The 12,256-nt window shown below is 67.5% G+C and carries 13 protein-coding genes and 1 tRNA gene; 3 read left to right on the top strand and 11 right to left on the bottom strand.

The genetic code is table 11. The annotated features are described in order from the left end of the window. Positions 1-6: 6 nt before the first annotated feature. The 3 genes from NE2_RS26425 to NE2_RS26415 are packed head-to-tail and all read right to left on the bottom strand — an operon-like array spanning position 7 to position 2,793. Positions 7-1,176, bottom strand: coding sequence for an ABC transporter ATP-binding protein (locus tag NE2_RS26425; protein ID WP_233429884.1), 1,170 nt, complete (start codon positions 1,174-1,176; stop codon positions 7-9). Continuing rightward, positions 1,173-1,994, bottom strand: coding sequence for an ABC transporter permease (locus NE2_RS26420; protein WP_063030414.1), 822 nt, complete (start codon positions 1,992-1,994; stop codon positions 1,173-1,175). The genes NE2_RS26425 and NE2_RS26420 overlap by 4 nt, the downstream gene beginning before the upstream one ends. Further along, positions 1,987-2,793 (bottom strand): ABC transporter permease, encoded by an 807-nt coding sequence (locus NE2_RS26415; RefSeq protein ID WP_063030413.1) that lies wholly within the window; start codon positions 2,791-2,793, stop codon positions 1,987-1,989. Before NE2_RS26415 ends, NE2_RS26420 begins: the two co-directional genes overlap by 8 nt. Before the next feature lie 288 nt (positions 2,794-3,081). On the opposite strand from NE2_RS26415, the gene ectB reads away from it, so the two are divergent. Then, entirely contained in the window at positions 3,082-4,335 is a 1,254-nt protein-coding gene (gene ectB, locus NE2_RS26410; RefSeq protein WP_063030412.1) for a diaminobutyrate--2-oxoglutarate transaminase, read from the top strand. A 102-nt stretch (positions 4,336-4,437) separates the two neighbouring features. Here ectB and NE2_RS26405 read toward each other — a convergent pair whose 3' ends face one another. From NE2_RS26405 to NE2_RS26380, 6 genes are all read right to left on the bottom strand, one after another. Further along, entirely contained in the window at positions 4,438-5,343 is a 906-nt protein-coding gene (locus NE2_RS26405; RefSeq protein ID WP_063909493.1) for an aromatic prenyltransferase, read from the bottom strand. A gap of 262 nt (positions 5,344-5,605) precedes the next feature. Beyond that, a tRNA-Gly gene (locus tag NE2_RS26400) sits at positions 5,606-5,681 on the bottom strand. A gap of 88 nt (positions 5,682-5,769) precedes the next feature. Next, positions 5,770-6,984, bottom strand: a complete 1,215-nt coding sequence (locus tag NE2_RS26395) for a DUF445 domain-containing protein (protein WP_063909492.1) — start codon at positions 6,982-6,984, stop codon at positions 5,770-5,772. Positions 6,985-7,096: 112 nt separating this feature from the next. Continuing rightward, entirely contained in the window at positions 7,097-7,540 is a 444-nt protein-coding gene (locus tag NE2_RS26390; RefSeq protein WP_063030411.1) for a nuclear transport factor 2 family protein, read from the bottom strand. A gap of 51 nt (positions 7,541-7,591) precedes the next feature. Then, complete coding sequence (locus NE2_RS26385; protein ID WP_030517848.1) at positions 7,592-7,933, bottom strand: MmcQ/YjbR family DNA-binding protein; 342 nt, start codon at positions 7,931-7,933, stop codon at positions 7,592-7,594. Between the two features lie 58 nt (positions 7,934-7,991). Next, positions 7,992-9,377 carry a dihydrolipoyl dehydrogenase family protein gene (locus NE2_RS26380; protein WP_063030409.1) on the bottom strand — a complete coding sequence of 462 codons (1,386 nt, stop codon included), beginning with the start codon at positions 9,375-9,377 and terminating at the stop codon, positions 7,992-7,994. 241 nt (positions 9,378-9,618) lie between these two features. Here NE2_RS26380 and NE2_RS26375 point away from each other — a divergent pair, with 241 nt between their 5' ends. Together NE2_RS26375 and NE2_RS26370 are read left to right on the top strand one after the other, a co-directional pair. Continuing rightward, complete coding sequence (locus NE2_RS26375) at positions 9,619-10,179, top strand: DUF2165 domain-containing protein (protein WP_063030408.1); 561 nt, start codon at positions 9,619-9,621, stop codon at positions 10,177-10,179. A 49-nt stretch (positions 10,180-10,228) separates the two neighbouring features. Then, positions 10,229-10,648: a PPOX class F420-dependent oxidoreductase gene (locus tag NE2_RS26370; RefSeq protein WP_063030407.1), complete on the top strand. Its 420-nt coding sequence runs from the start codon at positions 10,229-10,231 to the stop codon at positions 10,646-10,648. Here NE2_RS26370 and NE2_RS26365 read toward each other — a convergent pair. Then, positions 10,630-11,445 (bottom strand): enoyl-CoA hydratase/isomerase family protein, encoded by an 816-nt coding sequence (locus tag NE2_RS26365; protein WP_063017495.1) that lies wholly within the window; start codon positions 11,443-11,445, stop codon positions 10,630-10,632. The genes NE2_RS26370 and NE2_RS26365 overlap by 19 nt on opposite strands. Positions 11,446-11,746: 301 nt before the next feature. After that, on the bottom strand, positions 11,747-12,229 hold the full coding sequence (locus tag NE2_RS26360) for a gluconokinase (protein WP_233429883.1): 483 nt from the start codon (positions 12,227-12,229) through the stop codon (positions 11,747-11,749). Positions 12,230-12,256 lie beyond the last annotated feature (27 nt).

Below are 12,256 nucleotides of genomic sequence, written 5' to 3'. Positions count from 1 at the left end.
TGCCCCCTAGAGAGAGGTAGAAGCATGATTCCGGTCATCATCGACACCGGTAGCGCCGCGCTGAACGGCCTTCTCGACACCGGCAGCGCCGCCCTCAGCGGCGTTCTGAACACCCTGTTCACCGGGTCGTTCGGCGGCTGATTCCGCCTCGTCCCCGGGGATCGCGCCCCGGGCAACCGTCCCGGCGTCCGACGGCGCCGGGGCGGTGCCGTCTCCGGCGGAGTAGATGCGGCGCACCACATCCTCGATATCGGGTTCCTCGATGGACAGGTCGCGCACCTCGACCCGGTTCGAGATGGCGGCGAGAAGCTGGGCGGCGGTAGTGATTTCGGGGTCGAACGCCAGCCGCTGCCGCATGCCGTCGGCTTCGGCCGCCAGCAGTGTCGCTCCCGCGAGGTCGGTGAGATCGTCGCTGGGCCGGGCCAGATCGACGACCAGGACGCGCCGCGCGCCGACGGTGCGCGCCAGTCCCGGCAGCGTGCCGTCGTAGGCGAGACGGCCGTGGTCGACCACCAGCACCCGTTCACAGAGGCGCTCGATATCGCCCATATCGTGGGTGGTGAGCAGCAGGGTGGTGCCGCTGTCCACCCGTTCCCGGCGCAGGAACTCCCGCAGCCGCTGTTTGGACAGTACGTCCAGTCCGATGGTCGGCTCGTCGAGAATCAGCAGCTCCGGGCGATGCAGCAGCGCCGCGGCGATTTCGGCGCGCATGCGCTGACCGAGGGAGAGCTGACGGACCGGGGTGTCGAGGGTGTGCGCCATCTCGAGTTGTTCGACGAGTTCGTCCGTGCGGCGGCGGGCCGCGGCCGGTTCCAGGCGATGGATCGCGGCCAGGATGGTGAACGATTCGCGCAGCGGCAGATCCCACCACAGCTGTGACCGCTGTCCGAACACCACGCCGATCCGGCCGGCCAGTTCGCGCCGCCGGCGCACCGGATCCAGTCCGCAGGTGCGCACCGTTCCCGAAGTCGGCACCAGGATGCCGGTGAGCATCTTGATCGTGGTGGATTTGCCGGCTCCGTTGGCGCCGATATAGCCGACCGCCGAACCGGATTCGATGCGAAAGCTCATCGAATCCACGGCGGTCAGCACCTCGCGCACGCGTCTGCGGCGGCCCCGCGCACTGCGCCGGAGCACGAATTGTCTGGTCAGTTCCGATACTTCGACGGTGTTCATCCGCCCCCTCCCTGATAGTGGCGTACCCCGATGCGCCACAGCGTCGAGGCCATTATCCAAACCCACAGTGCCGCAAGCGGTCCGAACCAGGCGAGCTCGGCGGGCAGCCACCGCGGTCCGGGCAGGCCGAGCAGGGCGATCGTGGGCAGATAGGCGACGAACGACACCGGGATCGCGAATCCGAACAGCGCCCGCAGCGGTCCGGAGAACACCGAACTCGGCTGCTGGGCGGCGAAGGATCCGCCGTAGGTGAAGCTGTTGGTGAGTTCCGAGCCGTCCACCAGGTGGAATTGCAGGCCCGCGGCGCAGACGAACAGTCCGGCGAAGATGGCGATCCCGCTCACTACGCTGCTCACCGCGAGCGCGATATGCGTTGGGCTCCACTCGATATTGTTGCCGATCAGCCCGGCCGTCAGGACCACCGCCGCGACGGTGGCCCGCGACAGACGCCGCAGCGACACATCGCTGGTGATCAGCTGGAGCAGCAGGGGCTGGGGTCGCAGATGGAAGGCGTCGAGGGTGCCCAGCCGAATGTAGGTCGCCAGGGTGTCGGTGTGACCGACGGCGATCTGCGCGAGCGCGAAGCTCAGGTTGGACAGGCCGAACAGCAGCAGCATCTGGGTCGAGTTCAGCCCGCCCAAGGCCGTGACGTTGTGGTAGATCAGCCACATCTCGGCGAATTCGACCACGCCGATCAGCAGGGAGGAGAACAGGTCGGTGGCGAACGACAGCGGATAGGCGCGCTGCGAGCGCATCCGCGAGCGCAGCACGGCCACATAGGGTGTGAGCCTGTTGCCGTACGGTGCGAGCTCAGCCACCCTGCACCTCCAGTTTGCGCCGGCCTGCCGCGATCAGAGCCCGGCCGATGCCGATCGCGATCACGATCCACAGCACCTGCATGCCGATCACCGCCCAGGCCGCCGAACCCGTGGCGCGACCGGACATCACGTCGACCGGGCCCTGGAGCAGCCAGGGAAACGGGGTCATCCGTGCGGCAGCGGCCAACGGCGCCGGAAACAGGTGGATGGGTACGTAGAGACCGGCGAGGAACGTGGACAGGATCTGGTAGAGCATTCTGACCCCGCGCGTCTCGATCAGCCAGAATCCCAGCAGGCTCACCGAGAACAACAGCAGCAGTGAGAGCGTCACGGCCGCAACGACACTGACGGCCCCGAGTAGATACGGCGCGAAGGTGCCGGGCAACACCAGTTGCGCCGTGATCAGACCGGTGGCGATGGAGGGCAGGCCGCGCAGCGCCAGCGTGCACGCCGATCCGCCGAGATCGGTTGCCAGATAGAAGAATTGGATATCGATGGGGCGTTGCAGATCGACCGCGACATCGCCGGTGCGTACCCGCTCCGCGATATCGTGCGGCGGCCCCATCACCCGCAGGGCGCCCAGCATGGCCTGCGACAACCACACGTAGGCGCCGATCGACGCACCGGTGTAGCCGCCGAAGCCCGGTGTGGAGCGTGCCGCCGCGATCATCACCGCGGCGCGGATCAGGCCGAAGACGACATTGGCGGCCAGGCCCGCGAAGACGGCCGACCGGTAATTCCATTGGCGTCTGAAGCCGGCGCCGAACAGACGTGAATAAACCCCCGAGAGTGCGCGCACAAGTCGTCCAGAATACGACGTGGTCGCTCACTCGGCGAGCGAATTTCGAAGAACCGGAGTGGGGAAGTCCGGGCGGTCGGTATGGTCGTCGCACCCGATGGCCGGGCGCGCTCGGATGCTCGACGGTTGCCGGCCCCGCCTGTCGCGGCACGCCGGGGCGATGTCCCGGCCGTTGCCGGGTCGATGTGGATTTGCGCAAAACCTTGCCGCGACCTCCATCGCAGTGTTAGAAACAGTCATGTTTCACACTGGGGTCGCCGCGGTGGCTCCCGCCCCTGAGGACCGCCTATGACCACCGTTTTCGAAACGCTGGAATCGGATGTGCGTGGATACTGCCGGGTCTGGCCGACGGTCTTCGACACCGCCCGCGGCGCCTGGCTCCGTGACGAGCAGGGTCGTGAATACCTCGACTTCTTCGCCGGAGCCGGCGCGCTCAACTACGGGCACAACAATCCGATCCTGAAGGCGGCCCTGCTGGACTATCTGTCCCGCGACGGGCTCATTCACGGCTTGGATATGTCGACGGTCGTCAAGCGTGATCTGCTCGAGGCGGTGCGCGATCTGATCCTCGTCCCGCGCGGGCTCGACTACAAGGTGCAATTCCCGGGCCCGACGGGGGCGAACGCGGTGGAGGCGGCGCTGAAGCTGGCCCGCAAGATTACCGGGCGCAGCACGGTGGTGAATTTCACCAACGCCTTTCACGGCATGACGCTGGGTGCGCTGGCCGTGACCGGCAACGCCGCCAAGCGGGCGGGGGCCGGCGTGCCGCTGCCGCATGTCCATCCGATGCCCTACGACGGCTACCTGGGTGGTGCGGACGAATTGGCGTGGATCGAGCGGATGCTCGACGACACGTCCTCGGGGGTGGACAAACCGGCGGCCGTGATCGTGGAGACGGTGCAGGGCGAGGGCGGGGTGAACATCGCCGGCGCCGAGTGGTTGCGCCGGCTCTCGGAGTTGGTCGCGACGCGCGGAATTCTGCTGATCGTCGACGATGTGCAGATGGGCTGCGGGCGGACCGGACCGTTCTTCTCCTTCGAGACCGCGGGCATCACCCCGGATATCGTCACACTCTCGAAGTCGATCGGCGGCTACGGCCTGCCGATGGCGCTGGTGCTGATGAAGCGCGAGTTGGACCAGTGGGCGCCCGGCGAGCACAACGGCACCTTCCGCGGTAACAATCCCGCGTTCGTCACCGCGCGGGTGGCGCTGGAGGAGTACTGGCGTGACGACCGGCTCGAGCTCTCCACGCTGGCCCGCGGCGAGCGGGTGCGCGCCGCCTTGGCGCAGGTGGCGGATGCGGTGGGCGGATTGTCCACGCGGGGCCGCGGTCTGGTGCACGGCCTGGTCTTCGACGACGCCTCCGAGGCGGGCAAGGTGAGCCGGGTCGCCTTCGAGGAGGGATTGCTCGTAGAAACCTCGGGCGCCAACGACGAGGTGGTGAAACTGCTTCCACCGCTGACCATTACGGATTCCGAGTTGGATCACGGACTCGACATCCTCGCGCGCGCTGTCGACATCGTCTGCGGCAGGCGCACATAGGGGGGCGGACCGTCGGCTGCCGACCCACACCCGGTAGCCGACCGCGGGGCCGGGTTTCCGCTGCGGGGCCCGGTCCCGCACATTCGTGTGTGCCGCGAACGGTTACGAATCGGATGTTTTCATCTTGTCCAGGATCCTGGGCTGCCACTGGTAGAACCAGCTGAATTTGTAGGACTCGCCCTCGGGCGACGAGGTGGCGGCATAGGTGAATCGCCGGTCGTTCGTGGCGTAGGGCACCTGGTCGGCGAGTTCCAGGAAGCGCGGGTCGATCGGGACGGCGAGGGCGGCCGGGTCGGATGTTATGACCGGGAAGCACAGGCGCTCGATCCGCGACGATTCCCAGCTGAACGTGGCGTATATGTCGAATGCCTTCGCGGTGAGCGAGAGGAATTGCGCGCTGGGTTCCGGGAATCCGGCATCCCGATGCAGCGACGCGATGGCGTCGGGTGCGAAGTGGTCGGCGGGAAGCCCGGGGAAGTACACGTTCATCGTCTTGTCGTGGTAGTCGATGCCGAGTAGGCCGACCTTGTCCGCCAAGCCGTGCCGGGCGAACATATCGGCGTGGTCGGCGAGACCGGCCGGCATGGCGGGTAGTGCGGCGAGTTCCGACACCCTCTGCACGCCGTCCGCGGGAAAGAACGGCCAGATCTTCTTGAAGCCGCCGGCGACACCGATGTCGATGCCGTAGCTGTCCACGGGGAATTGCTCGCGGACCTGGTCCAGCAGTGAGCCGATCGGATGATCGGTCTCCGGGATCAGCCCGTTCGAACGCGCGATGTCGTAGGGGTCGATGGCTTTCGGCAGCGTGAGAAAGCGATAGTCGAGGTCGCCCGAGCGACGGGCTTGGGTGACCACCCGGAAAGAGATCACCGATTGCGCGAGCATCGGGCCGTACGCGTTCAGGACCGGCCACACAGCGTCCGGAGTGCAGGCGACGTTCGCCAGCCGCGCGGATTTCTCGATGGCCGCATACAGATCGTCCAGCGCGGATTCGGTAGTGGTGGACATGCGTCCTTCCTGAGGTGGGTGCTACGAGCAACATCGCGGTCTCGCCGAGACTGCGGCCGGGCAATGAGCGGTGCCCGGCGGAGTCGAATGCGGAACGCGCACAGGATTTTACGAATCGAGGTGGCCGACAGGCCGCGGTCGACTGCCCGCTGCTGGGAGCTTGTCGGGATCGGGACTTCGCCCCTGCCGACCAAGGAGGAGCGCTTGAGATGTGGACTCCGGCTGCGAGCAGGATGGCTCGACGACCGGTCCGGTACTTTCGTGGAGCGGATGACGGGATTCGAACCCGCGACCCTCACCTTGGCAAGGTGATGCGCTACCAACTGCGCTACATCCGCATCCCGCCTCGCGGCGGTGCGAGAAAAACAATAGCCGATGGCGGCGCGCAACCGCGAATCCGCAGGTCAGCGCGCTGCGTATGTGACCTCAGCTGAGCAGCAGGTGCACCTGCAGTTCACCCACCAGAAAGCCGAGCACGCCGCCGATGGCGACCAGTTTCCACTCGTCCTGCTTGAACGCCGGGCGCAGCAACCCTTCGTATTCGTCGTCGGTGAGCTGGCGGGTCTTCTCGATCACCAGATTGCGCAGATCCAGCGTGCGCATCGCGTGATCTTCGAATCCGGCTGCGGCACTGCGGATGTAGGCCAGCATCTCGGGGACGATCTCGCGTTTGACCCGGGTGATGGAATCGCCGGCGACCAGCATCACCAGCGGTCGCGCGGGTGCGGACTGCGTATCGATGAATTCGTCCATCCGTCGCGCCAGAATCGACGCCAGCCGGTCCGAGCGCTCCCCGTTGAGGACCGCCTCGAGCATCTTGGCCGGGGTGAGGATTTCGGTGGCGATCAGATCGCCGTAGTCGATGCAGACCTGTTCGCGGCGCTTGTGGAACAAGCCTTGCCAGCCGACCCGGCCGAAGATCCGCCACGGCCGCACGGGCCGGAAGATCATTTGCAGTGCCAGCCAGTCGGTGACCAGGCCGGTGAATCCGCCGAACAGCGGCATCAGCCACGAGGAGTGGGTGAAGGCCCAGGTGATCATCTGGACGAAGCCCAGCAGGGTGCCGAACAGCAGGCCGGAGCGCACGATGAAGCGCAGTTCGTGATGGCCCACCCGGCGCACCATCTCCACCAGCAGCGCCTTGTCGTTGACCAGGGTGTCGATGGCGATGGACCGCAGATCCATGATCTGGTCGAGATTGGTCCGCAGGTCGGTGACGATCTCGTCGATGAGGTCGGGGACATCGCGCTGGACCCGGCGGATCATCGCCTCGCGGGCGAACTGCGGCATGGTCACCCACAGTCGCGGTTCGTAGCGCATCATCAGCTCGTCGACGGTGTGCGCGACGGCGTCGTCGAGCGGTTCGCGCAGGGTGGTGGTGAGCTCGGCGACGTCGATGCGGCCGAGGATCTCCTGCGGATCGATCAGCCGCGAGAACATCAGGTCCACCGCGATCGTCGCCATCCGCGGCGCCGCCTTCGGGATCACGCCCTGCCACCCGAACCAGGGCGGGATGCCGCGGAATTCCAATGGGCGGCACAGCATTTCGACGGCGACGAGTTTGGTGGTCCAGCCGATGAAGGCGGCGATCACCGGAATCGAGCAGTAGAGCAGCCAGTGCTCGGTGAAATCGGCGATCACGCGTCCGCCCTGTGGGGAGCCCGCGCCCAGCGGTGATTCGGCGAACAGCGCTGCAACGGTGAGGAAATGTCGAGCCGCACGCGCGAACAGTAACAGGTTCTAGGGAGGCGCTTTACTGGGAGCCGGGGGTGGCGGCCAGGAACATGTAGCTCTTCTCCTCGACCCGCCGCGCGATCCGCCAGGCGCCGTCCACGCGGGTGAAGGTATCCAGATACCACAGGCCGCACAGCATGAGGTTCTGCTTGCCCTCCGCTTCGCCGACGAGCATCGGGTTGTGGCACATGGTGCGGCCGGTGGCGGTATCGCCGTCGACGGTGATGGAGGAGTTGCTGATCAGATGCTGGAAGGCGGGAAAGTTCGGCATCACCGTGGCGAGGAACTTCTTGATCTCGGGCAGGCCTCCGCTGGCGCCGCCCATGGCCGAGTAGTCGATCTGCGCGTCGGCGGTGAAGACGTCGTCGAGCAGATCCCACTGCTGGGTGTCCACGGCATGGGAGTATCGGACCATCAGATCCTCGATCTCGATCCGATCCGAAATCTCTTGCAGCGACAGCATTTTTCCTCCAGTGGTAGCGGCTCGGCGACGATGCGGACCAGACGATGCGGGCTATCCGGAAGCCGCGTCGAAGGCGCGCACCAGGGTGCGCGGCGCCTTGTGTCGCCAGGCGTCGGTGAGCAACTCGCTCAGTAGGCCGGTGTCGGCGGCGCCGAGGTCGACGCGGACCGCCGACAGGCGCTTGCCCCACCACTTCTCCGCGCAGCAGTCCGGATATTCCGCGACCGCCTCCCGGATATCGGCTTCACTCGCCATCACGTGGGCGTGTGCGGGATCGGGCAGCGTCGCGAAGATCGCCTTGCGGACGCGGAACGACGGCATGTCGAAATGCGGCGCTTCGGTGGACTCGGGTAGTCCCAGCGCAATTCGCCGGACGTCGTCGGCATCGGCCATGGGCCGATTATGCGGCCGAATCCGCGTCGTCGCGTCCGGTTCGGCGAGATGGGCCGGACTAGCCGAGGTCGGCGAGGGCGGCCTCGATCGCGCGGTGGAAGGTGGGGTAGGCGTAGATCATCTCCCGCAGCGTGGTGACCGGCACCCGGGCGTGCACCGCGACGGCCAAGGCGCTCAGCACCTCGCCACCGACCGGGCCGACCGAGGTGGCGCCGACCAGGATGCCGCGATCGGCGTCGGCGACCAGCTTGACGAATCCGGCGTTGCCGGGCCCGTGAATCCAGCCGCGGGTCGAATCCGGAACCTCGGCCCGTCCGGTCCAGACGCTCAGTCCGGCGTCGCGGGCCTGCGACTCCGTCATCCCGACCGCGCCCACTTCCGGTTCGGTGAAGGTGACATTGGGAACCGCGTGATACTGCGCGGGCTCGGTAAGAGAACCGAGGATGTCCGCGGCGGCGATGCGCGCCTGGTACATGGACATGTGGGTGAAGGCGCCGTGCCCGGTGACGTCCCCGATCGCCCAGACCCCCTCGGCGGCGCGCAGCCGGTCGTCGACCCGGATGCCGTGCGCCTGTTCGTCCAGGCCGATGGCGCCTACGCCCAGTGCGGACAGATCGGTGTAGCGGCCGGCGGCGACCAGCAGGCGCTGGGCGCGGATCGGATCACCGTTGCTCAGCCGGACGGTGAAATAGCTGCCGTCGTGGTCGATCCGGGTGGCCTCGACGCCGGTGCGTACCGAAATACTCTCTTCGGCAAAGACTTTCGCGAGCAGGTCGGCGGCCTCGGGCTCGGCGCGCGGGAGCAGCCGGCTGCGCACGACCATCGTCACCTCGGCGCCGAACCGCGAGAAGATCTGGGCGAATTCCGCGCCGACCGGTCCGCCGCCGAGCACGATCAACGATTCCGGCGCCTCGGTGGTGGTCACCGCCTCGCGATTGGTCCAGTACGGGGTGTCGGCCAGACCCTCGATCGGCGGTACGGACGGGGCGGTGCCGGGATTCAGCACGATCGCCCGCAGCGCGCGGAAGTCGCGCGGTCCGTCGGCGGTATCGACGCGGACCTGGCCCGGACCGGTGATGCGCCCCCAGCCCCGCACGAAGGTTCCGCCGGCGGACTCGAACCGTTCGACCGCGACCTTGTCGTCCCAGTTGTCGGTCGCTTCGTCGCGGATCCGCTTCGCCACCGGCGCCCAATCCGCCTGCACCTGGGCGCTTCCCGCGAGGGTGCCGACCCGGCGCGCCTCGGCCAGGGTCTCGGCGGCGCGCACCATCATCTTGGTCGGCACACAGGCGTAGTAGGGGCATTCGCCGCCCAGCAACCGGCCTTCGACGCCGACCACCGCGAGTCCGGCGCGCGCCAATTCGGTCGCCACGGCCTCGCCGCCGGGCCCCATGCCGATGACGACGGCATCCACGGATTCGGTCGCCGGGGTTTCGGCGGGCATGCGATCACGCTCCTCTGATTCGACTCGGTGGGGGACGGCGGGGTCCCGCAGACCATGGTGACAGCTGGGACGCTGCCGGTGGGGGATCGACAAGTACCCATTGCGGGATTCCGTTGCCGCGGGTGGCGTGGGAGGAGATCGGGCGAGTCGCCGTCTCTCGCGAAAAGCCCCTTCGCACTTGGTCGTTGATGGGAAGCCGCTGCGGTTGACGCGGTTTCGCCGAACCGTTTAGGTAAGCATCATGCGAATCGGCGGTGCGGGAATTCTCGACGTGCTCGGTAGCCGACGGACGGCGGTGGCGGTACTCGCGACGATCACCGGCTTCTACTACTTGTTCGTCGCGATCACCAACTGCACCGACACCGTCACCAATCGCCGCGGGGTGGCCGCTGTGCTGTCGATGCGGGCCACGATCCACAATCCGGGCACCGACTGGCGTGCTCTCACCAACGGCGACATCGCGCTCGTCGTCTACATCCTCGTGGTGATCTGGGAGTTCTCGATCGCCCTCGTGCTCCTCGTCGCCGCGGCCTGCTGGCTGCGGGAGCTGAGCGGGCGGCCACGCCGGGTGCCGGTGCGACCCGGCACCGCGGCGAAGTTGTCCAGTATCGGTTGGACGATGGCGGTGCTGCTGTTCGCGGGGGCGTTCCTGACCGTCGGCGGGGAGTGGTTCCGGATGTGGGCGAACAAGGAGGTCAACGCCTCCTCGGCGGCGTTGCAGAACTTCCTGATCGCGGGCATCGGCCTGGTGCTGGTACATCTGCCCGACTCGGCGCCGCGGGCCGCCGCGCCGTCGGAATGAGTTGCGGCTGTGCGGGAACAGTGTCCGCGCGGCCGGGGTTGCAGCGCGTATGGAACTCGACACCGCGCTCGACTTCGCCCGTACGACCTCGCGATCCGTCCTGACCACCCTGCGTCGCAACGGGCGTCCGCAGCTGTCGAACGTCACCCACTGGGTCGCCCCGGACGGCATCATCCGGATCTCCATCACGGCGGACCGGGCCAAATACGCCAATCTGCGCCGGGAGCCGTGGGCGGCCCTGCACGTCACCCGTGACGACTTCTGGGCCTACGCCGTCCTGGAGGCCGATGTCGAGCTGACCCCGGTGGCCGCGACCGCCGACGACGCCACCGTCGAGGAGCTGATCGCCTACTACCGGGCGCTCAGCGGCGAGCACCCGGACTGGGCGGACTATCGCCGCGCGATGGTCGCCGACCGCCGGGTGATCGCGCGTCTGCGTCCCACCCGCGCCTACGGCATGCTGCCCTGAGGCCTGCGCTCGCCGGACGTGGGCAGTCCCTCGGGAATCCATTGCGGCGCACGCTTTTCCATGAAGGCGCGCATTCCCTCCCGCGGTTCCGGCGAGGTTTCCAGGGCGAGGAACATAGTCTGATAGTCGATGCTGCCGTAGCGCTCGTTCAGCATGCGTTTCACCTGTGCGCGGGCCTGCGGTGCGGTCTGCAGGATCTCGGAGACGGCCGCGACGGCCTCCTCGCGCAGTCGCTCGTGCGCCACCACCCGGCTGATGACGCCGAGTCGCCGCGCTTCGTCGGCGTCGAATCGCCGCGCCGACAACAGCAGATCCCGAGCCACCGCCACGCCGACATGGGCGGGCAGCACCGCGGCGTAGGTGGCGTCGGGAATGCCGCGCAGTAGCTCCGGCACCCGGAACACCGCCCGCTCGCTGGCGACCGCGATATCGGACATCATCGCGATGAGCAGACCGCCCGCCTGACAGATCCCGTTCACCGCCGACACCACCGGGGCGCGGCTGTCACGAATGGCGAGGAAGGGCAGCACATCCTGGCCCGACAGCTCCGGCGGCAACGCATCCCCGGGCTCGGCGCGCCCGCCCAGGTCGCCGCCCGGCGCGAACACGTCATCGGTACCCGTGATGATCAACGCCGCCAGATCCGGATCCGAATTGACCAGGTGCACCGCGCGTTTGATGCCGAAATACATCGCCGGCGTCAGCGCGTTGCGCGCTGCGGGCCGGTCGATCACGCACCATCCGATCACGCCGTCGCGCTCGAATCGCAGCCCCGCCGCACCGAGATCGTCAGTCATGAGGGAAGAATATCAATCTCTCGTATCGGATATTCCCTTCTCGTCCGGGCGACTCGACTTCACCAGCGCATAACCTTGCGGCAACGTTCGGCATGCATGCTGGCACCCTCCGCTGAATCGAAAGGTAAGACCCGAATGGACTTTCTGACTGTGCTCGTGGACATGTTGGCTGCGCTGGGGGCCAGCGGTAGCGCGGCCTGACCACCCATCACGACACAACCCGGCCCACCACATCACGGATGTGGTGGGCCGCAGGCGTTCCGGGGACCGTTTCGAGCGTCGCTCACCGCGTGGGAGGGGATCATCCGGTCAGAAAGGCGACGGCCTGGTCGGCGACGGCGTCCGGTGGCCGGTCGGCGTGCAGGATGAGGCCCCGTTCGGCGGGTTCGAGCGGTTCGAGTGTCGCGAGCTGGGATTCGAGCAGCGACACCGGCATGTAGTGGCCGTGGCGGTGGGAGATGCGTTCGCTGAGGGTTTCCCGGTCGGCGATCAGGAGCAGGAAGACGGTCTCCGGCGCGGCGGAACGCAGGATGTCGCGGTAGCGGCGTTTGAGCGCCGAACAGGCGACCACACCGCCGTCTCCGCGGAGATGGCGGTCGCGCAGCCAGTGGCTCACCGACATCAGCCAGGGTTCGCGATCGGCGTCACTCAGCGCGATGCCGGCGGTCATCTTGGCGATATTGGCCGGCGGGTGGAAGTCGTCCGCGTCGGCGAACGGCAGGTCGAGCCGTGCGGCGAGCAGGCGGGCCGTCGTGGTTTTGCCGGTTCCCGACACTCCGGTCACGACAACGCAGGGCGGGACCGTCCGGCG

Source organism: Nocardia elegans NBRC 108235 (assembly GCF_001612845.1).
GTDB classification, from domain to species: domain Bacteria; phylum Actinomycetota; class Actinomycetes; order Mycobacteriales; family Mycobacteriaceae; genus Nocardia; species Nocardia nova.
This window is presented reverse-complemented; position numbering and strand designations above follow the sequence as displayed.